Source organism: Streptacidiphilus fuscans (genome assembly GCF_015690355.1).
Lineage (GTDB): Bacteria > Actinomycetota > Actinomycetes > Streptomycetales > Streptomycetaceae > Streptacidiphilus > Streptacidiphilus fuscans.
Genome location: NZ_JADPRT010000012.1, coordinates 143,119 through 167,034 on the forward strand (window position 1 = coordinate 143,119; position 23,916 = coordinate 167,034).

Genomic DNA, 23,916 nt, shown 5'->3' on the forward strand with positions numbered 1-23,916 from the left:
CCGTCGCAGTGTTGAACAACGATCGGTACGCGCTGCTGGTGGGGGTGTCGCAGTACACGCATCCGCACGTGCGTGATCTGCCAGCAGTCCGGGCGGACCTGCACTACATGAAGGAAGTGCTGGAGCGGCTGGACATCGGCATGTTCAATCCGTGCACGACGGTGGCCGAACCGACACGCGCGGAGATGATGTGCGCGGTGGAGGACTACCTCGCTGACCGGCAGCAGTCCGAGACCGCGCTGCTGTACTTCAGTGGGCACGGCCAGTTCGACCAGGACGACGGCCAGCTGTACTTCCTGACGCGTGACGCGGACCCGCAGGATTTGCCGCACACGGCGGTGTCGGCTGAATTCCTCCACCGACAGCTGCAAGAGTGCCGGGCCGCCTCCAAGCTGGTGCTGCTGGACTGCTGCGACAGCGGGTCAGTGGCCCAGTCGCTCTCGGCGAAGGGCCTGGGTCCTCACGCACGGGACCAATTCGAGCAGGGGCCGCTGCGCCCGAGGGGCGTCTACGTGATCACCGCGAGTGACGCGCTGCAAGAGGCGTTCGTCGACGCGCCGCTGGGCATGTCCCGGTTCACCGGCGAGATCGTCGAGGGCTTGCGGAAGGGGCTCGTCAGCGACGGCACCGTGACCGTGGATGCGCTGTTCGCCTACGTCACACAGCGCTTGATGGGCAGCGGCGTTGCCAAGGAACAGCGGCCGACACGGTCGATGGTCGGAGCCAGCGGAACGCTGGTGATCGCCCGTTCACCGGCCCGTGCAGTCACGTTGCCCGCCCCACCAGCCGGTTCCGCCCTCGCACAGCCTGCGCCGGAGATCCCGGGGAAGGCGGCCGGGCGAGCACGCGCGGAGCAAAGTGCCGGGGCGCAGTGGGAACGGCTGCTGAGCTACTACCTGGCGTGCATGACGCAGGAGTCCGCCGGGGCGACCATGCCGCGCCGGGACCAGTACGACCGGTACGACCTGCTCGACGGCATAGCCGAGCACCTGATGTGCGGCAGCGACGAGCAGGTGGAGGCTCCGGAGCAACTGCCGCGGTCGGAATCCGGCGCCGCGAAGGACACCCCGGAGATCTGGTACGGCTATCCGGTTGTAACTCTGCCCCACCAACGCGGTCGCAGGGTCGAGGTGCGGCTGGCACCCCTGTTGATGCAGCAACTCGAACAGACCGTGGGACAGGACGGGCGGCGACTGCTGCGACCCGCAGGGTTGCCGTTCCTGCACCCCGGAGTACTCCACGAGCTTCTCGACCAGGGCGAGGCGGCCGGCCTCACCCTCGCCTGGCAGCCGACGTGGCAGCACGGCAATGCGATGCAGATGCAGAAGGCGATTCGCGACCTGCTCCGCGAGGTCGGCCTTGACGAGTTGACCCCGCTCGACCCGCTGGCGCTCAGCCGCCACAGCGCGGACACGGAGGTGCGCCGCGGCGCCCACAACACGGCGATCTTGCTGACGACCCGCGGGTCGACCGCGATGACCGCGGGTCTCGTGGACAACCTGGCCGCTCTGCGGACGCGAATTCCGCAGTTCGAGCGGACCGCCCTCGCCGCGCTGCTCGGCTCCCCCGAAAGTGCTACCGGCCCTCGGCGTCCGCAGCCAACGATCGTCTCCGCGGCTCCCCTGAACGAGCGGCAGCAGGCCGTGATCCAGGCAGTTCTGACACGGCGGCTGACGGTGGCGGCCGGACCGGCCGGCACGGGCAAGAGCCAGCTGGTCACGGCATTGAACACCACCGCTCGAAGCCTGGGCTGGTCAGTTCTGATCGCCTCCACCAACAACCAGGCGCTCACGACCGTGGAAAGCCGGTGCGACGGCATCGCACCGGGCCTGCTCATCCGCACCGGCAACGAGGAGGTCCGAAAGCGCGAGGCCGAGCTCCTGGGCCAGCTCCTGCAACAGCATCCAACTGCAGGCCAGCGCAGCAGCACCACTCATGCCGGCACCCTGCACAACCTGACCGGAGAACTGCAGGCGGTGACGACGGCGACCGAATGCCTCGTCGGTGAGGAGGTCCAACTGGACCGTGCAGCGGCTGGCCGGGTGCTGTCGGCCAGCGCCTTGCGCACGGCCGTGAGCGACCTCGCCCCCGCCTGGGCCCGTGAGGCCGAGCAACTGGCGGCATGGTCCCGCACAGCCCGACGCCGTGTGACGACGCGCTGGTTCGGGACCTGGCGACGCCGGTCGTCGGCCAAAGCCTTCAGACAGCAGGTCCACCCCGACATCGGGCTACAACTACAGCAAACTCTCGACGCCGCCGGTCCTGATGGGCTCCGTGTGCTTGCCGACTTCGCTGACAACGAAGTGCTCATGCGTCGGCTCCGCGCCACACACGACTATCGCGAACTGGAGGTACTCAACCGCAAGCGTCTCGATCTCGCCGCCGACGCGGCCAGGGTCTCCCAGGAATACTCCCGGGCCCAGGTGCGCGAGCAGGTGGCAACTGCCGAGCGTGAGCTGTCCGAACGGCGCACCTCTCTCATCCAAAGCGGGTCGCGGCGGTCGACTCAGCGGGCCTTGATGGGCAAGCTGCCAAGCTGGGCGGTGACCACGCACTCCGTCCAGCAATTGGAGCTCCAGCCGGGGATGTTCGACCTTGTCATCATCGACGAGGCAAGTCAGTGCTCGGTCCCCGCCATCCTGCCGCTGCTCTTCCGGGCAAAGCACGCCCTGATCATCGGCGACGCCGAACAACTGCGGCACATCACCACCGTGCCCCCTCACCGCGAGCAGCTCGCCCGCCGGGACGCCAAGCTGAGCGCATCCTGGCTCGAGCAGCACCGCGTCGGCTACATCGACCACTCCGCCTACGACGCCGCCGCTCACGCGGTCCCGGCCCCGCTGCTCCTCGACGAGCACTACCGCTGCCATCCGGCCATCGCATCCGTGGTGAACGGCTACTGCTACGCGGGCCGCCTGCGGGTTCTCACCGACGTCCGAAACCTGGCCACCGCCACACTGCCACCTGACAGCACGGCCAAGCAGCCGCTGCGCTGGCGGGATGTTTCCACCGGAGCCGCCACCGTGGGGCCGCATGGCACCTCCTGGCGCAACCATGCCGAGATCACGCAGGTGGAATCCGTCGTAGAAGAGCTCCTGGCCCAGCTTCCCGACCAGTCCACCATCGGAGTCATCACCCCGTTCCGCGCCCAGGCCGACGCACTCAAGTCCCGTCTCAAACACGAACGGGTGAAGACCGGTACGATCCACGCCTTCCAGGGCGACGAGTGTGACGCCGTGATCCTCAGCCTCGTCCTCGACCCCACGGCAGCTCCCGACAGTCTCGACTGGGTGGCCGCCGAGACGCGCATGTGGAACGTGGCCATCACCCGTGCCCGAGCCCATCTCACGGTCGTGGGCGACCTCGCCCTGTGGTCCCAGCGCCGCGGTCTGCCAGCGCTGCTGGCCGACCACTGCCAACGCGCCATGACCAACTCGCCGGCCGTACGGTCGGCACAAGTCACTGACGACGACCGCACCGAACTCGCGAACCTGCTCCAAGCCCGCCTGGAGAAGGCCGGATACGCCGACCTCGAGCGAGACGCCATGGTCGGCGGCTACCCATGCGACTTCGTGGTGAGCGCCGAAGAGGGCAACCTCGCCATACTCATCGATCCCGGCCCCTCCCCGGACGAGGAGGCCGCACGTCACCTTCGCCTGTTGGATGCCCGAGCACGTCTCCTCACCGGCCTGGACAGCGGAGGAAACGGCGCAGCCCAGGCACCCCTCTCCCGCGTCATCCGCGTCCCCGCCTGGCGGATCCGTGCGCAGGAGCCAATCCCGGGCCTTCTCATCCGACACTGAACTGCACCTGGTTGGGCACCCGGGGGCGGCTGGACCCGGCGGGTGTTCAACCCTGAGCAGTCATGCCTTCTCGGCTACGAGGGACGGCGAGATGCAGGCCGGCACCGGGTAGCCGCTGTCGGCGCAGGCGTGCGCGAGCAGTTGGAGGTAGCGCAGCGAAACCGGCGCCCCGGGATGCTTCCCGGATGCGCGCTCGAATCGTCTCAGGCTGGCGGGCTGGACCCCAATGCAGGCAGCTGCCGCTTCTTCATCCAGGCCGGTTGCTTCACGAGCGGCGCACAGATCGGCGGCGTTGTCCCGCCATATCTGTGGTGCCTGCCGTGCAACGGCTTCCGGGACGCAGTCCCCGGCGATGCGCAACGCGGCGCTGAGGCGGTCGATTCGTGAGCCGAGGAGAAGGGACGCCAGTCGAGCGGCCGCGTCGGAGCGGTCACCGGTCGGGTCGTCGAGCTGGGTCGCCTGGTGGTGGACGCGGGCGCGGGCCTTGGCGCAGTTTGTGCGCTCGTCGGTGGTGTCCGTGTGTCGGAGACTGCGGTGTTTATCGCTGGTGCAGGGCAGGTCGTCGTGCCCGGCCAGCTTGCGGTCGTAGCCCCATTCGTCCAGGGTCTCGATGTTCGCCACCAGGCCACGGACGACGGTGCGCTCGGCCGGGGTGAGGACGACGGCGAGGGCTTCAGCTGCTTCCTGGGCCTCCTGCCGTCCGGCCGGCTCGAAGCCCGCTCCCCAGCCGTGGAAGGCCTGCCCGCCGTCGGCGTTCTTGAACGCCACATCGATCGCCTCGAAGGTGTGCGGGCTCCACGCGTGCATCATCAGCAGCAGCTCGCGCAGCGCCTGGTGGCTGGCTTCGCTGCTGTCCACGCTGTTCCGGTGACCACGGGTGCGGCCGTCGGTGAGCAGGTCGACGAAGGACGGATAACGCCGGCGGGCATCTTCAGTTTCCTTGAGGAACCAGCGGGCCGCCGCGACCACGGCCCCATGCGCGTGCCGGATGGCCGCGTACCAGCCGTACAGGGCCTGCTGGTAGTCCTCGACGTGCTCGTCACGGCCGTGGTCGCCGCTGTCACTGCGGCAGTGCTGGGGACTGTCGGCAGCCAGCACGCGGTACAGGGCTATGCGGGTCTCCGGGTGGGTGAGCAGCGCCGCATCGAGGTGCTCGCGCTTGGGGCCGCGGTCGCGGCGCTTCTCCAGGTCCATTTCCCAAAAGGTGTGAAACTGCATCTCTCCGTACCGTGCGGCCTCAGCGCAGACTCGGCGGGCATCTTGCCAGGCCCTGGTCGCGATGGTCTCGCGCATGGCTTTAGCGAGGTCGGTACGCAGGGCCGCTCCCAGGGCTATCAGGACCGGGAGTTGCTGCGGGTCCCGGGCAAGGGCAGACATGACCAGGTTGACGTCGTTGTGGCGGTGCAGGTGGCGGATGAGCACGGTGGAGTCCTTCGCGTCTGTCGCTCGTCTGGTGGCGGCGCGCCGGTCAGCGGCGGAACCCGCGTGCGGGGTCGCGGACCGGGGTGTTGCCGAAGGACTCGAACCATGCCTGACGGCGGAGGTCTCCGACGCCCAGACGCTGGTTCGCCGCGTCATCGGGGTACGCGATACCGGCAGTTCGGGAGTCGAAGAGCATGAGGACGTCGTGGTCCTGGAAAAACAGGCTCGAGCACATGTGCCAGTCGTAGTCGTCGCCGTGCTCGCGAAGACGCGTATGGTCATCCCGGTCTTCGATGTCGTCCAGATAGCTCGGGGCGTCCTCGATCGCCAGGTGCAGGGCCATCTCCTCCGCCGTGCAGGACGGTTCGGGCCAGTGGCCCGCCTCCAGGTCGTCGGCCAGGTCGTCGAAGGCACGGGCCATGCGACGGCGCCAGCGCCGGTCGGCACCGAAAGTGAGCTCGGGCAGGCGCTCGAACACTCCCCAGTTGCCTCGGTGGAGATCCGTAAGCGGCATGTCCCGCAGTTCCTCGGACTCTTCGTACGCCTGGTCGGAGAGGACGCTGAGCGCGGTCAGCAGCAGATCGGCCGTGCGCGGGGTGAGCTGCCAGCCGCAGTCCTCGCACTCCTCGCCACCACACTGGCAGTCCTTGAGGGGGAACAGGGCGGCCAGGTCCGCAGCCGGTTCCTGCGCCGCAGCCGGCTCGGACGCCGCATCAGCCTCAACCGGGTGCCGGGCAAGACGCAGACCATACGAGAAGTGCGTGCGGATCGGCCGCTCGCTCCAGACGGCAAGCTCATCACCGTTCTGCGGACGCAGCAGGCCCGCCTCGCACTGGTCTTCCAGCGTGTCCGCGCCGACGATCTGGCCTCCCTCCTCGGCGAGGGTCATCACCGCACCAACCAAGTCCCGCGGGTCGTCCTCGTCCAGCTCCGAGGCGGGCATCGGCTCCCAGCCCCGTCCCAGAGCCTCCCGCAACAACACATCCTCGTCCGTGATGTGGAACTCCCGCAGATGCGCGACACGCACGACCATGCCCGGAAGATCCTTCAGCCGCGCGCCGTCCCGCGTCACGGTCCGCGCGCCCGACGCCGCCTCGACCGGCTCCTCGTCTTCCTCCTCGGGCTCCGGCATATGAATGGTGCAGGCGAGCGGCCAGGTTCCGGTCGCGGCATGAACGGCGGCCTGGCGCAGCGAACCCGCAGGGGCGTCCGGAAGGGCAGCTGCCAGCTCGGCGAGGTCCGCACCGGCCCACGAGCCATCGCGAGCCGCGAGGATGCGGCGCAGCAGCAGCTGAGCGCGGTACGCGAGCGCCTGATCCTTGCAGGTCATGACGGCCGTCAGGCATCGGGGCGCGTCCATGGTGCCGATCAGGGCCACCACCCGGCTCTTGCCCGGGGTGTGCTCGCACGGGAAGTCGAAAAGGTACGTCTGATCCAGGCCGGCGGGCATGCGGGACTCCGAAGAAGTGTCGGCACGCGGGAAACCACGCGCACCACGTATACGAAGCTCCGCTGGTGGGCGCGCTACTGACGCTCCCCCGGACGGAAATGAAGACTTGGGCGCGGCTGGTTCCCCAGGTTCTCCCGGAAGTCCGGACCATGCGACTGCTGGCAGCCTAACCCACACCGCCGACAGACAGGCGGCGAATGCGCTGTCTTGTCTGGTGCGTTCCGCTTCAGCCCTCATAGGTCACCGTCGGACAGCCCCCGCGGAAGGAGCGCTGCGCCCGTGGCTCCTTGACCAGGACTCAGCAGGGGTGGCAGCGTGCCGATGAACTCACTGCTGACCGCCGGAATGCGATCGGGCAGCCGAAACCAAGGGACGACAACATGGCATCGGGCACCACCGCTCGACAGGAATCTGCCGCGTACCGCGATTTCCGGGCCGCCCGGGACCATCTGCTGAGGTACCGCGGCGATCTGCAGGCCGCCCATGCCTTCCCTCGCCCGCAGGGCGAGCACTTCAACTGGGCCCTGGACTGGTTCGACGTCGAGTCGGAAGGCAACAACGCGGTCGGGCTGCGCGTGGTCGACCTGGATGCGAACGGCACCCTGCTGACCGAGACCGCACTCACGTTCGCCGAACTGCGGGAACGCTCCGACCGCACCGCCGCCTGGCTGCGCGACCAGGGGGTGGCCCGCGGCGACCGGATCCTGCTGCTGCTCGGCAACCAGGTCGCCCTGTGGGAGGTGATGCTCGCCGCGATCAAACTCGGCGCCGTGGTCATCCCCGCCAGCACCCTGCTGACACCCGACGACCTGGCCGACCGGCTCGCACGAGGCCGTGTCCGGCACGTAGTCGCCGAGTCCGCGCTCACCCCCGGCTTCACCGGTCTGCCAGGCGACTGGACCCGGATCGCCGTAGGCGCCCCCGTCACCGGCTGGCTCGACTACGCCGACGCCGCCCACCACACCGCCGACTTCACTCCGGACGGCCCCACCCGCGCGGACGACCCGCTGCTGCTTTACTTCACCTCCGGCACCACGAGCAGCCCGAAGCTGGTCCAGCACAACCACCGCTCCTACCCGGTCGGCCACCTGTCGACGATGTACTGGATCGGCCTGCGGCCGGGCGACGTGCACCTGAACGTCTCCTCCCCCGGCTGGGCCAAGCACGCGTGGAGCAACTTCTTCGCTCCCTGGAACGCGGGCGCGGAGATTATCATCGTCAACCAGCCCCGCTTCGCGGCCAAGCCGCTCCTGGACGCCATGGTCCACCACGGCGTCACCTCGTTCTGCGCACCGCCCACGGTCTGGCGGATGCTGCTGCTGGAAGACCTGACCGCCTGGCGGCCCCCGCTCCGTGAGCTGGTCGGGGCCGGGGAACCGCTCAACCCGGAGGTGGTGGAGCGGATCGAGCAGGCCTGGGGCGTCGCGCTGCGCGATGGGTACGGCCAGACCGAGACCACCGCACAGATCGGCAACGCGCCCGGCCAGCTGGTCAAGCCCGGCTCCATGGGTCACCCCTTGCCCGGCTACGAGGTGGTCCTCGTGGACGTCGTGACCGGTGCAGAGGTCACCGAGGACGGAGTCGATGGCGAGCTCTGCCTGCCGCTGGCAAGCCGACCGCTCGGCCTCATGGACGGCTACCAGAACGACCCCCAGCGCCACGCCGAGTCCATGGCCGGCGACCGGTACCACACGGGCGATGTCGCCCAGCGCGACGCCGACGGCCACTACCTCTTCGTCGGTCGAAGTGACGATGTATTCAAGAGCAGCGATTACAGACTGTCACCGTTTGAGTTGGAGAGCGTGCTGATCGAGCACCCGGCGGTGGCTGAAGCAGCGGTCGTCCCCTCCCCCGATCCGCTGCGGCTCTCCGTGCCCAAGGCGTTCATCGTCCTGACTCCCGGGCACGAACCGGACGCCGAGACCGCCCGCTCCATCCTCACCTTCTGCCGCCAGCGACTCGCCCCCTACAAGCGCATCCGCCGCATCGAGTTCGCCGACCTCCCCAAGACCATCTCCGGCAAGATCCGCCGAATCGAACTCCGTGGCCAAGAAAAGAAGCTCCACGACCTCCATGGCCCGCACTCAGCGACGCCCCGAGGCGACCGCGAATTCTGGGAGGAAGACCTCCCCGGCTTGAAGGACACCTAGGCCCAACCGGACTGACGGAATGGAGGGAACCCCTCCATTCCGGGGCACGCCTCACGAGACCTCCGCGGCAATCACTCCCCGAGCCTTGACGGCTACTCCGGCACGACGGCCTCACCAAGTAAGTGGAGGTTGTGTGCCGGCGTAGGGAGGCGCTATGCCTTGAGCAGTCGCACGGTCAGGCGCTGGCCGAGTTGAACAGGCAGATTGCGGACGTGAAAGGCGTGGGCGTCCGTGATCTGCTCGATCTCCTCGATGATGTGCGGCATTGCAGCGAGGTAGGCGGCTGCCGTGCTCGCGATGAGGATCAGCCCCGAGGCGTCGGGCACTGCGTGGCCGATCCAGTGCAGGCCCGTATCGATGTACGCCTGTCGCTCGTCCCGGTTGCGCAGTTGGTTGCGGTCCTGGGTGAGGATGGCGTCGAAACCCCGTTGGTGGACCTCTCGAATCAGCTCGACGTCGAGGGTCCCCCGCAGTCCCTCTTGTTCGGCGGACTGGAACTCGTGCTGGAAGTAAACGGCGCGGAGTGGCTCGAGAATGGCTGGGCTTTCGTTCTCGTCCAGGAAGAACCTCACGCGGCGCGCCCCCGGACCTGTGCCACTTCCTGATGGAAGTCAGCCGCGTCGCGGGCGGCCTGCTCCGTTACGGCGGGGTAGAACCGGGCCACGTCTGCAGGGTCAACCCCACCGCTCACAAGCTTGGCGACGGTGTCGTAGGGGACGCGGGTATCTGCGACGGTGGGCCAGCCGCCAAGGCGCTGCTCACGGACCTCCAGGCGCGGACGGGGCCGACGAAAGTCGACCACGTGACGTCCTTGAAGGTTGTCGAATGGGGCGAAGGCGTCTTCAAGGCTGAGGAGGACGCGCTGGCCGGGCTTGCGCACCAGGTCTACTGCTCGATCTTCCTCAACGAGAAAGATGGAGTCACCGTCAGTCAGGAGTCGGTAGGCGGAGGGATGCTCAGCCAGATCCCACTCCTTGAGGCGGTTCATGGCCTTGCGGACGCGTTGAAGGGGCACCTCGCTGCGGAGTTTGACGAAGACCCGCAACGCGACGACGTCCCGGAACGAATACAGGACAGGATTGTCCTTCGCTTCAGGGCGGAGCAGGTCGGTGCGTCGCCAGTTGTGCAACTGGGACACCGAGGCTCCGCTGAGGACAGCGGCTAGGTCGACAGGAAAGCTCATGATCAACACCTCCTTCCGCGCTCTCGTCCGGCCTTTCGCATCGCTGCGTCCCACAGTGGCACACACCGTTTGTTACCCGAAACGGGCAGCCGGACCACCGCACTGTAGCGGCCCCACTGCCACCCAGGCGGCCCAAACGCGAACACGCTTGGCGCATCCGGACGCGCAGGGATGCACACCCGAGGCGCCTGCCAGGACCCGCGCGCGGCTTGTGCCACACCGCCGTGCCAGCGCGATCGATCCGGCGACGTCGTGACGCTCCAGACGACCGCCCCCATAAGCAGCATTTGCGCAGCTCACAGGGATGTCTCCATTCGGAACGATAGGAACCCTTGGCCTGTACGTCCGTTCAAGTCCTCGGACTACCGGATCTCCCCGTTCGAGCTGGAGAGCGTGCTGATCGAGCACCCCCTGGTCGCCGAGGCGGCGGTGGTTCCGTCACCGGACCCGGTGCGACTGTCGGTCCCCAAGGCGTTCGTCGTGCTGGTTCCGGGCGCGACCGCGGACCGGGAGACGGCCGGCTCGGTGCTCGCCTTCGCGCGGGAACGGCTCGCGCCGTACAAGCGGGTCCGCCGCCTGGAGTTCGCCGAGCTGCCGAAGACCGTCTCGGGCAAGATCCGCCGCGTCGAACTGCGTGGCCGTGAGGCCGACCTGCACGGTGGCCCGGAGGCCCCGATCCGTGGCGAACTGGAGTTCTGGGAGGAGGACTTCAAGGACTGAACCGCCGCACCCCACGCGCGGACGCGCGGCTGCACCGACTCAGCCGCGCGTGCCGCCGGCCTGGATCTCCATCGCCTCACGGTCGACGACGAGAAGCGCGGTGTTGAGTACGGCCACGACAGCGAAGCCGACGGCGAAGGCGTGCGCCCCGACCGCGTAGGCCGCGACGGCCGCGACCAGGAAGACCGCGAGTTTGGCCGTGATCGCCAGCGGCACCGGCAGTGGGCGGGTCGCCCGCGGCGCCAGGAACGTTCCCCAGAGCACGGCGGTCAGCACCGGCGTCCCGAGCCCGAGCAGCAGGTGCAGCGCCAGTCCGGAACCGGTGTGGAAACCCCACCAGAGCAGGGCGCCGAGGGCGACCAACTCAAGCAGGAAGGCCAGTGCCCAGTTGGCCCGCTGCACAGGCTTGGGAATCATCACGCGCTCCTCACGGGACGGAAATGCGGCCTTCGCTCGCTTTTGAGAGCACTGCTCTCTAATGGGAACAGTGTGCGCGTTCCATGGGCTCGCCGTCAATGGGCTCGTTCAAGCGGACAACTGCATCCAGCAAGGCTTTCCGTAAGCGTGTAATGGTGTAATCCTGGAATCATGACTGGCTTCGGCAAGACCGGGGAGTCGGTCGCGGAGTGGTTCGCGACCCATCTGCCCGAGGGACTGTTCGAGGAGACGCCGGTCGTGGTGGTCGACCGTGAGGAGATCACGGTCGTCGGCCCGATCCCGGCCGGGGACGATGCTGTCGAGGACCCGATCAGCGACTACCGCGAGCGCACGCGCGGCGAGCGGATGCGGGTGGCCCGCGCGGCGGAGGAGCGCTTCGACAAGAAGGTGTCCTGGGGCGTGCAGCACGAGGGCCGACGGGTGATGTTCACCCACCTCGCCGTCCCCGCGATGACCCGGCTGCGGCAGCCGGAGCGGCAGGTGCTGGACACGCTGGTGGCCGGCGGCGTCGCGCGCAGCCGCAGCGAGGCGCTGGCCTGGTGCGTCCGCCAGGTAGGCGAGAACGCCGACACGTGGCTGACGGACCTGCGCGACGCGCTGCGCCACGTCCAGGAGGTCCGCCGCCAGGGTCCGGACGAGAAGAAGTGACGCGCGGTGTGAGGAACTCGCCCGAGAGACAGGGGTGCAGGGGCGTAGGGGTCCAGGGGCGTAGGGGCGTTCAGCCGAGCAGCGCGTAGACGGCGGTGGCCTGGGCGGCCGGACTGTCCGCGGCGGCGCCGTCGGCGGTCATCACGATGTCCGCGAAGGCAAGGGAGCGGCCGAGCTTGGTGATCCGGGCGTGCACCAGCACGTCCGCGCCGACCACCGCGCGCTGGAACGACGTCGACAACTGCACGGTCGTCATCGGCACGAAGCCCCCGCGCGCCGCCGCGACGGCGACGACCGTCGCGGTGTCGGCGGCGGCCATCAACGCCTGCCCCGACATCCCACCGCCCTCGCGCGCGAGCCGGTCCGACCACGGCAACCGCAGCACCGCCTCGCGCCCGCCGATGCTCTCCACCCGCAGGCCCAGATCCAGCACCCAGGGCGCGAAGTTGTCGGCGAGCAGCTTCTCGGCGAGGTCAGGGGTGAGGGGCACGGACGGCTGATGTCCCGACGACTGCGGCGTGATCGACATGGCATCAGCATGCCTGCAACACAGCCTTGTTGAAAGAACACCAGGCGTTCGCCGGATCAGGGCTCGTCGAACCAGACCGCCGAGGCGATCCGCCACCCTTCGGGCGTGCGGACGAACTGGAGGGTCTTGGTCCCGTCGCCCCCGTAGGGCTCCCCGTCGAGCAGCCCGGACTTGCGGTACCGGCAGAAACGCGTGGCCAGGTCATCGACGATCTCGGTCCGCTCCGAGGTCTCCCACTCGGAGAACTCGACCAACCGGCCGTCGGAGAGCAGCTTCTCCCGAGGCTCGATGAACTCCTCGAGGGTGTAGGCACCGTACTTCGGGTTCGTGCAGACGATCACGCCCTCCGGAATGACCAGACGGCGGAGCCGCTCCACATCGGGGGTCCTGCCACCACGGTTGTCGAACGCACCGAAGAACTCGGCCGTCAGTGCGTCAATCTCGGGCTTCGACATGGCGCGAAGCTAACACGAGGGACCCCCGTCGAACAGCGGGAAAGTCAGCGACCGGCCACCTGCACGGCCGCCTGGGCGAGGGCGTCAGCGGTGGCCAGGCCTCCGGCGAGCGCGTGGCCGTGGTGGACCCGGCGGCAGCGGCCCAGCTCCGGGGCGAACTCGGTCATCACGACGCCCGCGTGGTCGGTCGCGGTCTCGGTGTAGGCGACCGGCCAGTGGTGCTGCGCCAATGCGGTGTGGAACTCGCGGGAGTTGCTGACGTCCACGAGGGTGTCGGCACTCCCGTGCACCAGGTGCACCGGCAGCGGCGGCTGCGCGGTGGTCGCCAACTCCTCGGTGGCGGGCGGGCCCATCCGTGGGTCGTGGGAGGTCAGGTAGTTGCCCGCGATGCCGACGACGGCGGCGGGACGCCAGCCGTCCCAGGAGTCGGCCGGGCGCAGCACGGTCGCCAGTGCGGCACGGGCGCCGAGGGACCAGCCGGCCAGCACCGCGTGCTCGGGGTCGCCGCCCCACTCCCCCGCGCGTTGCCGCAGGAAGGCCGCCGACGCGCGCAGCTGCGACCAGCCCGCGCCCTCCGCATCCGGTTGCCAGTCCGGGACCAGGACGAGCAGACCCCGCGCGGCGGCCTGCTGTGCCAACGCACCGAGCACGTCGCGCTCCTGGGCACCGCGTCCGTGCCAGAGCAGAACGGTGCCGGTGGGTGTGCCCTCGGGTCGGTGGACGTCGAGCAGGAGATCCCCGGGCCCGTACGCCAGGGTGTGCGGTGCGGGTGGCATCTCATGCTGCTTTCGTTCGATCGTTCGCTCGCGCGCGGTGATCAGCATGCTAACGACTGATCACGCCAGCGGCGGACGTTCGCCGGAGCCGCGGGGGATGAGGCGGGTGAGCAGGACAACCGAGCGCGGTGCGGAACGGTCGCCCTCGATGCGGGCGAAGAGGAGGGCCGCGCCCGTGCCGCCCATCGCGGCGGGGTCCTGGTTGACCACAGTGAGCGGTTGATCGAGGCGATCGGCAAACGGAAGGTCGTCGAAACCGACGATCGCGGGATCGTCGCCCTCCCCCAGCGCGGTGGCGCCTCCCCCATCGCTCCTATCACTCCCGCCACCGCCGCCGCCCGCGCGGACCGCGTCCAACGCGCCCGCGCTGATCAGGCCGTTGGTGGCGAACAACGCCGTCGGTGGACTGTCCGACGCGAGCATCGCGGCCACCGCCGACGCCGCCTCCGCACGGGAGCGCAGGCCGTGGCAGAGGAGCCCGGGGACGGCCTCGACGCCGCGTGCGGCCAGGGCCTCGCGGTAGCCGAGATGGCGCTCCCGCTGGGTCCAGATGTCCAGGCGGTCGCCGAGGTAGGCGATCCGACGGTGGCCGTGGTCGAGCAGGTGGTCCACCGCGCCGCGAGCCGCCGCGCGGTTGTCCACCGTCACGGTGTCCACGTCGAGCCCGCGCGCGGGGCGGTCGAGGCAGACCACCCGGGTGCCGGTCTCGGTCCAGGGCCGGAGGAAGCCGTGGCTGCCGCAGGTGGGCACCAGGATCAGGCCGTCCACCTGGCGGGAGCAGAACGCGGCGATCACCTCGCGCTCCCGCCTCCGGTCGTCGTTGGTGCTGCCGACCAGCACCACGTAGCCCTGCCGGTAGGCGGCGTCCTCGACCGAACGGGCCATCAAGGCGTAGAAGGGGTTGGCCAGATCGTCGACGACCAGGCCGATGGTGCGGCTGCCCGCGCCCTTGCGGCGCAGCATCCGGGCGAGGTCGTTGCGCCGGTAGCCGAGCCGCCGCACCGCCCGCTCCACGCTCGCCGCCTTCTCGGCCGAGACGCCAGGTTCGCCGGAGAGGACCCGGGAGACGGTCATCGGGCTGACCCCCGCCTCCCGGGCGACGTCCCGCATCGTCGGGCGCCGCCCGGGTCCCTGCGCCATGGACGTCCCTCTCCTCCAGCTGCTTCAGCTCCTTCAGCTCCTTCAGGGCCGACGACATCCCGGGAGCATCAGCACGCCGACTTGTAGAAGTACTTGCTGACCGAAGGATCGTTCATGGTGGACCGGGTGATCGCCACCATGGTCGTGGCGATCGACGACTGGACCGGCTTTCCTTGGATCGCCGCGAGCGCCTGGTCGACGCCCTGGGTGCCGATCTGCGCCGGGTTCTGCGCGACGAGCACGTCGAGCGTGCCGTTCTTCAGCGCGGTCACCTCGTCCGGCTCCGCGTCGAACGCGGCGACCTTAACCTTCCCCTGCTTGCCCGCGGCCTGGAGCCCGGTGGAGATGCCCTGTGCGGTGTTGGTGTTCCCGGCGAAGACGCCGCCGAGGTCGGGGTGGGCCGCGAGCGTCGACTGGATCTGCGAGGCCGCCGTGGCCGGCAGGTCGTTGTCGTAGAGCACCGGAAGCAGCGTGATCTGCGGGTGCTTGGCCTGCATCTCCTCGGTGAAGCCCTTGATCCGGGCGTCGGTGGTGGAGACGCCGGGCTTGACGCTGATCACGATCGCCGAGCCCTTGTCGCCCATCAACTGGGCCAGCGCGTCAGCGGCCTGGCGCCCGCCCGCCTCGTTGTCGGAGGAGATCCGGGAGACCCCGACGGTCGGGTCGGTCACCGAGGTGTCGACCAGCACCACCTTGGTGCCCGAGCCCTGGATCTGCTGGAGGGACGGGGTCAGCGCGGTGCTGTCGACCGGCGAGATCAGCAGGCCGTCGGGGTGGGTCGCGGCGACGGAGTCCAGGATCGGCCGCTGGACCGAGACGTCCCACTGGGCGGATCCGTCCACGGTCAGCTTCACGCCGAGCCTGGTCGCCTCCTGCTGCGCGGCGCAGGACATGGTGATGTAGAAGGGGTCGCTCTTGACCCCGGTGATCAGCTCCATGGTCTTTCCCGCACCGGAGTTGGCCCCGGTGCCGCCCGAACTCCCGCCGGACGACGAGCCGGAGGAGCCGGAGCCGCTGCTGCAGGCGGCGGTCGCGGTGACCAGGGCCAGCACGGCACCACAGCCGATCAGTTTCGCGGACGGTCTGCGCATGGGATCCTCCCGTGGGCGTTGCTCTCTCACTGGCCGGTGTCGGTGGCTGGGTGGCGAGTTGAATGAGTCGATGAGTGAGTTGACGAGGGAGTCGATGAGTGAGTTGACGAGTGACTGAGTGATCGACCGGTCGATCGATCGACCGATCAGGCGTGTTCGCGTCGGCGGCGGCGCAGTTGGTCCAGGTAGACGGCCAGGACCAGCACCGCGCCGATGGTGACGTCCTGCCAGTACTGCTGCACCCCGATGATGATCAGCCCGGTGCTGAGCACCGCCGGGATGAAGACACCGATCACCGTGCCCAGCACGGACCCACGCCCGCCGATGAGGCTGGCGCCGCCCAGCACGACCGCGGTGATCACGGTCAGGTTGTCGGTCGCATGCCCCGCGATGCTGGTGGTGCCGAAGTAGGCCAGCCACATCACCGCGCCCAGACCGCAGAGCAGGCCGGTGAGGGCGTAGACCGTGATCAGCTGCCGGTCGACGGCGACGCCCGCCCGGCGGGCCGCCTCGGGGTTCGAGCCGATGGCGTAGGTGTGCAGTCCGAACCGGGTCCGGGCGAGCACCAGGGCGAAGACCACCGTCATGACGAAGGCGATCACGACCAGCCAGGGGATCTGCCCGAAGAGCTTGCCGAAGCCGATCGACTCCTGCAACTTGGACGAGACCGCGCCGGTCGGGTCCTCGCCCTTGGTGACGATCTCGGCGATGCCGAGCGCCGCGCCGAACCCGCCGAGCGTGACGATCAGCGGCGGCACCTTCGCCTTGGCCACCAGCCAGCCCTGGAGCGCTCCCCACAGCAACCCGGTCACCAGCGCGATCAGCGAACTGACCAGGACGGCGCCCCAACCCGACCCGGCACCGCCGTGGTGGACGGTGTACTCGGCGGAGAGGACGGCGGAGAGCACGAGTATCGAGCCGACGGAGAGGTCGATGCCCGCGGTGATGATCACGAAGGTCATGCCGACGCCGAGCACGAGGTAGATGGCGGCGTTGGTGGCGATCTGGGTGAGGTCGTAGGTGGTGAGGAACTTGCCGGGCGCAGCCAGGGTGAAGTAGACGACCAGGACGGCCAGGATCAGGAAGGTCCAGGTCTCGTTGAAGGCCCCCAGCCGGGACAGACCGGTCCTGCGCGCCACCGTCGTCAACGGCTTCCGCAGCCGCAGCAGTTGCAGCCAGAGGTTCACGATCCGTCCCCCGTCCCCGTCTCCCCCGGTGTCTCCGCCTCCGGGGACTCCGGCCTAACCTCCAACGCGCCGGTCATCGCGCCGACGAGTTCCTCCACCGACGTGCGCGCGGCGTCGAACCGCGCGACGCGCCGGCCGAGGCGGAGCACCTCGATCCGGTCGGAGACGCTCAGCACCTCCGGCATGTTGTGGCTGATCAGCACGACGGTGATGCCCCGGTCCCTGACCCGGCGGATGGTGTCCAGCACGCGCCCGCGCTGCACCACGCCGAGGGCGGCCGTCGGCTCGTCCATGAAGATGATCCGGTGCGCGAAGGCCACCGCCCGTGCCACCGCGACGGACTGCCGCTGGCCTCCGGAGAGCGTGGCGACGGGCACGGACACGTCCGGCAGCTCCACGCCCAGTTCGGCGAAGGCCGTCACGGCCGCCCGCCGCATCGCCGCCCGGTCGAGCACGCCGAGCCGACCGAGCAGGCCGCCGCGTCGCAACTCCCGGCCGAGATGCAGGTTGACCGCCGCGTCCAGGTCCGGTGCGAGGGCGAGGTCCTGATAGACCGTCTCGATGCCGACCCGACGCGCGTCCTGGGGCGAGTGGAGCTGCACCTCCCGGCCGTCGACCTGGATCGACCCGCCGTCCGGGCGCATCGCGCCGGACAGCGTCTTCACCAGGCTGCTCTTGCCGGCGCCGTTGTCGCCGATCAGGGCGACGACCTCACCCGCGTACGCGGTGAAGTCCGCTCCGTCCAGGGCCTGCACCTGGCCGAAACGCTTGGTCACACCGCGCGCCTGGAGCAGCGGCACGGCTTCCGTCATGACTGACCTCCCGGGTGGCGGGGTTGTCGAGCCTGTTTCGGTTGCTGATCAGTGATCGGCGATCGGCGATCGGCGATCGGCGATCGGCGATCACTGGCTGGTGATCACTGATCGGTGATCATCGATGGCGCTTGGTAACGTTCACAGCGACTGTGCGAGTGTGGATCTGTCCCTGACATGTCGTCAAGACCTGCTGCGGAAACAGTCGGACGGCCCACCCGAGCCGGCTCGACAGCACGGAGTTTTGGTAGCGATCCCGTGAAGGCGCGCATTCGCAACGGACCCTTTCCGGACCCCTGGCCGGAATCGCCTCCCCTGTGATGCGGGACACGTCATGGCCGTCGACGTGCTGTTTCTCAATGTTCCGTGAACGCAGTGCCCCCTGCCACCTCGTGTGAAGGGTGTGAGGAGAAGATGGGCTGGGCAGTCAGAATGGGTCCGAGATCCGCAACGTCTGGCATGGGCGGGTCCATGCCGCAGGGGAGGAACGTTGAGCGTGTGCGTGATAGGTGCGGGTCTGTCAGGACTGGCAACCGCACACGCGCTCAGGCGGAGGGGGATCGACTTCGTCTGTCTGGAGAAGGCGCCGGACGTCGGCGGGATCTGGCGGATGCCGGGGGCCGGTGAGCCGGGTCCGGGGTACCAGGCGCTCCACCTCAACACCGCCAAGCAGTTGACCGGCTTTGCCGAGTACCCGATGCCGGACGAGCTGCCGCACTATCCCGGGCACCACGACATCGCCGCCTACCTGCGGTCGTTCGCTGACTGGGCGGGTCTGACGCCCCATGTCGAGCTGCGCACCGAGGTGCTCGCCGTCGAGCAGGAGCCTGACGGCGGCTGGACGGTGACGACTCGGAACGCCGAGGGGGCGGAAACCCGGCGGAGCTTCGACCATGTGGTCGTCGCCTCCGGACACCACTCGCTGCCCGCGCTGCCGAACCCACTGCCGCCGGGTGCCGAGTCGTTCGCAGGAACGATCCTGCACTCCATGGACTACCTGGACGGCCAGGACTTCGCCGGCAAGCGGGTCGTGGTGGTGGGCCTGGGCGCGTCCGCGGTGGACATCGCCGCCGACCTCTCCCGGCACGCCGCGCAGACCGTGCTCTCCGTGCGCCGCGGCCTGCATGTCGTGCCCAAGCAGCTCTTCGGCACGCCCGTGGACCTCATCGCCGACGCGCCGTGGTTCACCGGCATGTCCCTCCCCGAGCAGGTCCACTTCATCGAGCAGTCGCTGCTGGTGGCGCGCGGCCGGATGTCCGACTACGGGCTGCCCGAGCCCGACCACCCGATCTTCTCCTCCGCCATCACCATCTCGGACGAGATCCTCAGCCGGATCCGGCACGGCGCGGTGACGCCGAAGCCCGCCGTCGCACAGCTGGACGGCGACCGGGTCGTCTTCACCGACGGCACCTCGGTGACGGCCGACGCGGTCGTCTACTGCACCGGGTTCCGCATGGACTTCCCGTTCCTGCCGGAGAACTGCCCGTTGAGCCCGGAGGGGCCGGTCCGGCTCTACCGCCGGATCGTCTCGCCCGAGGCGCCCGGCCTGTTCTTCGTGGGTCTGATCCGCCCGGTGGGCTCGATCACCCGTCTCGTGGAGGCGCAGGTCGAGTGGATCGCCGGGATCGTCGAGGGCGAGCGCGAGCTCCCTCCGGCGGAGGAGATGCTCCAGGAGATCGACGCGTACCTGGGCGGCATCGAGGGGCGCTACGGGCTCACCGAAGGCAGCTCGATCCAGGTCGACGTCGGCCCGTACCTGGCCGAACTCGGCGCCGCGACCACGAGCGGTCCGGTCAGCGACCTGAACGCGCTGCGGGTGCTGGGCGAACTGGTCGGACACACGGAACTGCAGCACGCCTGAGCACGCCCAGGCCCCGAAGCAACGGCCCCCGCGGATCACCAGATCCGCGGGGGCCCGACTGCTGTGCGTCTATCCCTTGAGCTATCCCTTGAGCCAGCCGAGGAACTGGCTCCAACGGCCGCCCTTCTCGCCCTTGCCGGCCGCGGCCGCGCTCGGCTGGACCCGGGACGACGCGTCCGGACGCTGCGTCTGCGCGCCGGCCGCCCGCTGCGTGATCTGGGCCGGGGTGAACCGCGCGGGCAGGGAGTTCAGCCCGCGGCTGAAGCTGCCCGGACGCCACGACAGGCTCTGCTCGGGGACGGAGAGCACGACGTCGGGAAGCTGGTTGAGCAGGTTCTCGACGGCGGTCACCGTGATCTGACGGGCCGGCTCCTTGGACGGGCAGGCGTGCGGGCCCGCGCTCCAGGCCAGGTGGGCACGGCTGTTGGCCGCGCGCGCCGCGGCGAGGTCCGGGCTGGTGTTGGCCGCGCCGATGCTGATCAGCATCAGCTCTCCGGCCCGCACGTACTGACCGCCGAACTCCATGTCGGTGACCGGGTAGTGCGCCGCGAAGTTCGCCATGGGCGGGTTCTCCCACAGCGTGTCGTCGAGCGCGTCGTCGATCAGTCCGCCCTTGTGCGCGTACCCGTCGTCGGTGAGCACCCGGTGCAGCACGTTGCCGATGAGGTTGCGCAGCGGCTCCACGCCCGCGCCCAGCAGCAGCGCCAGCTGGTGCAGCATCTCCTCGTCGTTCAGCCGGGCATGATGCTGCATCAGCCAGGAGGCGACGTCGTCGCCGGGACGGCTGCGCTTGAGCGCGACCAGCTCGCCGACCGCGCCGAAGAGCACGCCGGCCGCCTGCTCGGCGTTGATGCCGTCGAAGATGCCGGTGATGCCGAACATCACGCGGTCGCCGATGTCGGCGGGGCAGCCGAAGAGCTCGTTGAAGACGAAGAGCGGCAGCTGCTTGGCGTAGTCACCGAGCAGGTCGGCCGAACCCCGGGTCCCGAACTGGGAGATGAGGTAGTTGGAGGCCTGCTCGGTGATCCGGGTGACGCGTCGCTGGTCGACCCGGGCCATGCTGTCCGTCACGGCCTGACGGAGCCTCAGGTGCTCCGCGCCGTCCGTGAACATGCAGTTGGGCCGGTACGCGAGCAGCGGCAGGACCGGGCTGTCCGCGGGGACGATGCCCTCGTTCAGCTCCCGCCAGTGGCGCGAGTCCTTGCGGAAGGACGCCGAATCCTGCAGCAGCCGCAGCGCCGCCTGGTAGTCGGTGACCAGCGTGGCGTCGACACCCGGGGCGAGCTCGACCGGCGCGGTCGGCCCGTAGTGGCGCAGGTAGGCGTAGTAGGCCTGCGGGTCGGCCGCGAACTCCGCGCCGTACAGCGGCACTCGGCCGCCTACGGCGTGCGCCGGGCACCCCGGCGGGGGAACCGGGGTCGAAGAGCGAACGTCCATGTCCACGGGTGGCTCCTAGCCCGCACGGGCCAGCAAATAGCTGACGAGGGTGGTCAGTGCGGCGGCCGACGACTTCTCGTCGCGCGCGTCGCAGGTGACGACGGGGGTGTCGTCGAGGAGGTCCAACGCCTCCCGCAGCGAGGCTTCGGCGCGTTCCGGATTGCCGTCGAAGTGGTTGACGGCGATCGCGTAGTCGAGGCCGTACTGCTCGATCAGGTCGATCACGGCGAACGAGTCGGCGAGCCGCTCCGGGTCGACCAGGACCAGCGCGCCGAGGGCGCCGCGGGCCATGTCCTCCCACATCTGCACGAACCGCATCTGGCCCGGCGTGCCGAAGAGGTAGAGCACCACGCGTTCGCTGATGGTGAGTCGGCCGAAGTCCATGGCGACCGTGGTGGTCGTCTTCCCCCGGACTCCCTTGAGGTCGTCGATCGCCTCGGCCGCCCGGGTCATCGTCTCTTCGGTGGACAGCGGCTCGATCTCGGAGATCGACCCGATGAACGTGGTCTTGCCCACCGCGAAGTGGCCGACGACCAGGATCTTCACCGCGGTCTGGGTGGCCCCGGCGGAGACGTAGTCGCGCTCCCCCAAGTTCTGGCGTCCATCCAGGCTCTGGCGTCCACTCAGACTCGGGCGTTCATCCAAACTTGGCTCGGAGGCCATTGAGCACCTCCTCCAGGAGCTCCTTGTCGGCAAGACGGGCGCGGGCCACCGGCGGACGGGTGAGCACGTAGCCACCGTCCTTCAGGGCGGCCAGCACGATCCGGACCACGCCCAGGGGCAGCCGGGTATGCCCCGCGATCTCGGCCACCGAGAGGTAGCCCGCGGAGCAGAGGTCCAGGAGTCGCAGCTCCTCCGGCGAGAGCCGGGTGGGCCGCTGCCCCTGGTCGGGAGCCGCCGTGACCAGTGTGATCAGCGAGAGTTCGCCGTCGTCCGGCAGACCGCGTCCCTTGGTGATGACGTACGGTCGCACTAAGGCGGCGGACTCCGGCTCCCACTCCTCGGGACGGTTCATGAATGCGCCCCGAGGTTCTCGCGCGGCGGAGCGGCGAGGAACTTGCCCAGCTGGCCGACGAGTTGCTGCATGCGGAAGGTGATGTCCTGCATGTCGACGTCCGGCGTGGCGGAGACCGCGAGGTACGCGCCCTCACCTGCGGAGATCAGGAACACCCAGCCCCCGTCGAACTCGACCAGGGTCTGCCGCCACTGCTGGCTGGAGTCCTCGCAGAAGAACCCGAGCGAGCGACTGAGCGACTGCACACCGCTCATGGCGGCGGCGACCCGGTCCGCGTTGTCCTTGTCGAAGTCCTGCGTCCGGGCCATCAGCAGGCCGTCGGCGGAGATGAGGACCGCGTGCAGTGCCCCGGGAATCTCCAGGGCGCTGTCGAGCATCCAAGACAGATCGTTGTTCACGAGAAGTCATGCCCTTCACTGCTTGCACCACGCACGGTGCTCGTCTGGTCCGTGCCGTCCGACGGCACCGCCCGGCCCGACCGGGTGCCCCGCTGGAAGGCGCCCATGATCGCGGCGGTCTGTGCACCGGAACGCGGCGCGGCAACCGGGCCCTGCTCGCCGGTCGGCACGATCGCCATCGGCCGCTTGCGCCGACGCATCGGCAGGCCGTCGGAGGTCGCGCCGACCGGAAGGCCGGGCTCGGGGAGCATGGCGGGCGGCGGGACCGGGGCCGCGGCGGGCGCGGCCGGGGCGGCGGGAGTCTTCTTCTCGGGCATGCTGGTCAGCAGTTCGTGCGGCAGCAGGACCACCGCCCGCACGCCTCCGTAGGGGGACGAGGAGTCGACCGACACCTCGAAGCCGAAGCGCTCGCAGAGCACTCCGATGACCGCCAGGCCGAACTGCGGCGGGTTGCCGAGACCCGCGACGCCGGAGACGCGATCGGTGTTGAGCAGCCGGTCGGCTCGCGCCCGCTCCTCGTCGTTCATGCCGACGCCCGCGTCGTCCACGACGATGACCACGCCCTTGGGCACGGTACGGATGTTGATCTCGACGACGGTGTCCGGGCTGGAGTAGCTGGTCGAGTTGTCGAGCAGCTCGGCCAGGGCGAGCGCCACCGGCTCGACGGCCCGGCTGGAGACGCCGAAGTCCACCTGGGAGAGGATCTCCACCCGGCGGAAGTGGCGCACCCGGCCCTGGGCGCTGCGGACCACGTCGTAGACCGAGGCCACGTCCCGGTGACGGCCCAACCAGCCGTCGCAGAGCACCGCGATGGACTGCGCGCGCCGGGCGAACTGGGAGTTGGTGTGGTCGATCTCCATCATGTCCTGGAGGATCACCGACTCGCCGTACTTGCTCTGCAGCCGGGAGAGGATCAACTGCTGCTCGGCGGCGAGGCCCTGCAGGGTCCGCATGGCGGACTTGAGTACGGTCTTCGTCGCTTCCTCGGCCTGCTCCTGGGCCGCGGCGACGGACTGCGCGTAGTGGTGCTCCAGATCGGAGTAGTGCTCTCTGAGCCCGTCGATCTGCTGCCGCAGCGCGTCGGACGACGCCCGTTGGCGGACGACCAGCACGATCGCGACGAGCAGGGCGACGACGAGAGCCCAGAGCACCGGGTTCTCCAAGTAATCCGTCATAAGACTCTCTTCAGGCAACTGACGGCCGGCTGCCGAATCCCCCGCACCGGCAGGGTGGACCCGTCCGCTCCGCAAAGCGTGGTGATCGTATCATCGGCTCGGCATGCACCCGACGAACCGCCCGCGCCCATGAGCATTCGTCTCATTGCGTTCACACAACCGTAATTGACGGTCCGATGGGCCCGGACGACGACTCTGTACAAGTGTGTTCGGACCGCACTTGTCC

At 69.3% G+C, this 23,916-nt stretch carries 21 protein-coding genes and 1 pseudogene; 5 read left to right on the forward strand and 17 right to left on the reverse strand.

Going from position 1 to position 23,916, the window contains the following annotated elements; all coding sequences use genetic code 11:
• Nucleotides 1-11: 11 nt before the first annotated feature.
• On the forward strand, nt 12-3,803 hold the full coding sequence (locus I2501_RS26310) for a caspase, EACC1-associated type (protein WP_196196712.1): 3,792 nt from the start codon (nt 12-14) through the stop codon (nt 3,801-3,803).
• Between the two features lie 60 nt (nt 3,804-3,863).
• Here the strand turns inward: I2501_RS26310 and I2501_RS26315 are convergent, their stop codons facing one another.
• Nucleotides 3,864-5,225, reverse strand: a complete 1,362-nt coding sequence (locus I2501_RS26315) for a hypothetical protein (RefSeq protein ID WP_196196713.1) — start codon at nt 5,223-5,225, stop codon at nt 3,864-3,866.
• A 46-nt stretch (nt 5,226-5,271) separates the two neighbouring features.
• On the reverse strand, nt 5,272-6,675 hold the full coding sequence (locus I2501_RS26320; protein ID WP_196196714.1) for a hypothetical protein: 1,404 nt from the start codon (nt 6,673-6,675) through the stop codon (nt 5,272-5,274).
• 380 nt (nt 6,676-7,055) lie between these two features.
• Here I2501_RS26320 and I2501_RS26325 point away from each other — a divergent pair, with 380 nt between their 5' ends.
• Entirely contained in the window at nt 7,056-8,825 is a 1,770-nt protein-coding gene (locus I2501_RS26325) for an AMP-binding protein (RefSeq protein WP_196196715.1), read from the forward strand.
• A 152-nt stretch (nt 8,826-8,977) separates the two neighbouring features.
• Here the strand turns inward: I2501_RS26325 and I2501_RS26330 are convergent, their stop codons facing one another.
• On the reverse strand, nt 8,978-9,397 hold the full coding sequence (locus tag I2501_RS26330; protein ID WP_196196716.1) for a PIN-like domain-containing protein: 420 nt from the start codon (nt 9,395-9,397) through the stop codon (nt 8,978-8,980).
• Nucleotides 9,394-10,008: a DUF433 domain-containing protein gene (locus I2501_RS26335; RefSeq protein ID WP_196196717.1), complete on the reverse strand. Its 615-nt coding sequence runs from the start codon at nt 10,006-10,008 to the stop codon at nt 9,394-9,396. Before I2501_RS26335 ends, I2501_RS26330 begins: the two co-directional genes overlap by 4 nt.
• 348 nt (nt 10,009-10,356) lie before the next feature.
• On the opposite strand from I2501_RS26335, the pseudogene I2501_RS26340 reads away from it, so the two are divergent.
• Nucleotides 10,357-10,728: pseudogene (locus tag I2501_RS26340) on the forward strand (AMP-binding enzyme); the annotation flags it as partial.
• Between the two features lie 39 nt (nt 10,729-10,767).
• On the opposite strand, the gene I2501_RS26345 reads toward I2501_RS26340, so the two are convergent.
• Nucleotides 10,768-11,145: a YrdB family protein gene (locus tag I2501_RS26345; protein WP_196196718.1), complete on the reverse strand. Its 378-nt coding sequence runs from the start codon at nt 11,143-11,145 to the stop codon at nt 10,768-10,770.
• 171 nt (nt 11,146-11,316) lie between these two features.
• On the opposite strand from I2501_RS26345, the gene I2501_RS26350 reads away from it, so the two are divergent.
• On the forward strand, nt 11,317-11,814 hold the full coding sequence (locus I2501_RS26350) for a hypothetical protein (protein WP_196196719.1): 498 nt from the start codon (nt 11,317-11,319) through the stop codon (nt 11,812-11,814).
• A gap of 70 nt (nt 11,815-11,884) precedes the next feature.
• On the opposite strand, the gene I2501_RS26355 is transcribed toward I2501_RS26350, so the two are convergent.
• From I2501_RS26355 to I2501_RS26385, 7 genes are all read right to left on the reverse strand, one after another.
• The gene (locus I2501_RS26355) at nt 11,885-12,343 is read right to left on the reverse strand and encodes a PaaI family thioesterase (RefSeq protein ID WP_196196720.1); all 459 of its coding nucleotides are present in this window, start codon (nt 12,341-12,343) and stop codon (nt 11,885-11,887) included.
• Nucleotides 12,344-12,399: 56 nt separating this feature from the next.
• A complete protein-coding gene (locus I2501_RS26360; protein ID WP_196196721.1) occupies nt 12,400-12,798 on the reverse strand; it encodes a nuclear transport factor 2 family protein in 399 nt (132 codons plus the stop codon).
• Between the two features lie 44 nt (nt 12,799-12,842).
• Nucleotides 12,843-13,574, reverse strand: coding sequence for an alpha/beta hydrolase (locus tag I2501_RS26365; protein ID WP_196196722.1), 732 nt, complete (start codon nt 13,572-13,574; stop codon nt 12,843-12,845).
• 60 nt (nt 13,575-13,634) lie between these two features.
• The gene (locus I2501_RS26370) at nt 13,635-14,714 is read right to left on the reverse strand and encodes a LacI family DNA-binding transcriptional regulator (protein ID WP_236047237.1); all 1,080 of its coding nucleotides are present in this window, start codon (nt 14,712-14,714) and stop codon (nt 13,635-13,637) included.
• A gap of 68 nt (nt 14,715-14,782) precedes the next feature.
• Complete coding sequence (locus I2501_RS26375; protein ID WP_196196723.1) at nt 14,783-15,805, reverse strand: ABC transporter substrate-binding protein; 1,023 nt, start codon at nt 15,803-15,805, stop codon at nt 14,783-14,785.
• 146 nt (nt 15,806-15,951) lie between these two features.
• Nucleotides 15,952-16,992: an ABC transporter permease gene (locus I2501_RS26380; RefSeq protein WP_328806644.1), complete on the reverse strand. Its 1,041-nt coding sequence runs from the start codon at nt 16,990-16,992 to the stop codon at nt 15,952-15,954.
• Complete coding sequence (locus I2501_RS26385; protein WP_196196724.1) at nt 16,989-17,804, reverse strand: ATP-binding cassette domain-containing protein; 816 nt, start codon at nt 17,802-17,804, stop codon at nt 16,989-16,991. Before I2501_RS26385 ends, I2501_RS26380 begins: the two co-directional genes overlap by 4 nt.
• A 490-nt stretch (nt 17,805-18,294) precedes the next feature.
• On the opposite strand from I2501_RS26385, the gene I2501_RS26390 reads away from it, so the two are divergent.
• Nucleotides 18,295-19,665 carry a flavin-containing monooxygenase gene (locus I2501_RS26390; protein WP_196196725.1) on the forward strand — a complete coding sequence of 457 codons (1,371 nt, stop codon included), beginning with the start codon at nt 18,295-18,297 and terminating at the stop codon, nt 19,663-19,665.
• An 81-nt stretch (nt 19,666-19,746) separates the two neighbouring features.
• On the opposite strand, the gene I2501_RS26395 is transcribed toward I2501_RS26390, so the two are convergent.
• The 5 genes from I2501_RS26395 to I2501_RS26415 are packed head-to-tail and all read right to left on the reverse strand — an operon-like array spanning nt 19,747 to nt 23,690.
• A complete protein-coding gene (locus I2501_RS26395) occupies nt 19,747-21,102 on the reverse strand; it encodes a cytochrome P450 (RefSeq protein WP_196196726.1) in 1,356 nt (451 codons plus the stop codon).
• A gap of 15 nt (nt 21,103-21,117) precedes the next feature.
• The gene (locus I2501_RS26400; RefSeq protein ID WP_196196727.1) at nt 21,118-21,693 is read right to left on the reverse strand and encodes a GTP-binding protein; all 576 of its coding nucleotides are present in this window, start codon (nt 21,691-21,693) and stop codon (nt 21,118-21,120) included.
• A 46-nt stretch (nt 21,694-21,739) separates the two neighbouring features.
• The gene (locus I2501_RS26405) at nt 21,740-22,117 is read right to left on the reverse strand and encodes a DUF742 domain-containing protein (RefSeq protein WP_196196728.1); all 378 of its coding nucleotides are present in this window, start codon (nt 22,115-22,117) and stop codon (nt 21,740-21,742) included.
• Entirely contained in the window at nt 22,114-22,515 is a 402-nt protein-coding gene (locus I2501_RS26410) for a roadblock/LC7 domain-containing protein (RefSeq protein WP_196196729.1), read from the reverse strand. Before I2501_RS26410 ends, I2501_RS26405 begins: the two co-directional genes overlap by 4 nt.
• Nucleotides 22,512-23,690, reverse strand: coding sequence for a sensor histidine kinase (locus I2501_RS26415; protein ID WP_196196730.1), 1,179 nt, complete (start codon nt 23,688-23,690; stop codon nt 22,512-22,514). Before I2501_RS26415 ends, I2501_RS26410 begins: the two co-directional genes overlap by 4 nt.
• Between the last annotated feature and the right edge of the window lie 226 nt (nt 23,691-23,916).

What these genes read in the sequence shown, in the direction of transcription:
- I2501_RS26335 (WP_196196717.1), bottom strand. Translation starts at nt 10,008, where the DNA reads ATGAGCTTTCCTGTCGACCTAGCCGCTGTCCTCAGCGGAGCCTCGGTG.
- I2501_RS26350 (WP_196196719.1), top strand. Translation starts at nt 11,317, where the DNA reads ATGACTGGCTTCGGCAAGACCGGGGAGTCGGTCGCGGAGTGGTTCGCG.
- I2501_RS26385 (WP_196196724.1), bottom strand. Translation starts at nt 17,804, where the DNA reads ATGACGGAAGCCGTGCCGCTGCTCCAGGCGCGCGGTGTGACCAAGCGT.
- I2501_RS26325 (WP_196196715.1), top strand. Translation starts at nt 7,056, where the DNA reads ATGGCATCGGGCACCACCGCTCGACAGGAATCTGCCGCGTACCGCGAT.
- I2501_RS26320 (WP_196196714.1), bottom strand. Translation starts at nt 6,675, where the DNA reads ATGCCCGCCGGCCTGGATCAGACGTACCTTTTCGACTTCCCGTGCGAG.
- I2501_RS26405 (WP_196196728.1), bottom strand. Translation starts at nt 22,117, where the DNA reads ATGAACCGTCCCGAGGAGTGGGAGCCGGAGTCCGCCGCCTTAGTGCGA.
- I2501_RS26360 (WP_196196721.1), bottom strand. Translation starts at nt 12,798, where the DNA reads ATGTCGAAGCCCGAGATTGACGCACTGACGGCCGAGTTCTTCGGTGCG.
- I2501_RS26355 (WP_196196720.1), bottom strand. Translation starts at nt 12,343, where the DNA reads ATGTCGATCACGCCGCAGTCGTCGGGACATCAGCCGTCCGTGCCCCTC.
- I2501_RS26375 (WP_196196723.1), bottom strand. Translation starts at nt 15,805, where the DNA reads ATGCGCAGACCGTCCGCGAAACTGATCGGCTGTGGTGCCGTGCTGGCC.
- I2501_RS26415 (WP_196196730.1), bottom strand. Translation starts at nt 23,690, where the DNA reads ATGACGGATTACTTGGAGAACCCGGTGCTCTGGGCTCTCGTCGTCGCC.
- I2501_RS26345 (WP_196196718.1), bottom strand. Translation starts at nt 11,145, where the DNA reads ATGATTCCCAAGCCTGTGCAGCGGGCCAACTGGGCACTGGCCTTCCTG.
- I2501_RS26365 (WP_196196722.1), bottom strand. Translation starts at nt 13,574, where the DNA reads ATGCCACCCGCACCGCACACCCTGGCGTACGGGCCCGGGGATCTCCTG.
- I2501_RS26370 (WP_236047237.1), bottom strand. Translation starts at nt 14,714, where the DNA reads ATGGCGCAGGGACCCGGGCGGCGCCCGACGATGCGGGACGTCGCCCGG.
- I2501_RS26395 (WP_196196726.1), bottom strand. Translation starts at nt 21,102, where the DNA reads ATGGACGTTCGCTCTTCGACCCCGGTTCCCCCGCCGGGGTGCCCGGCG.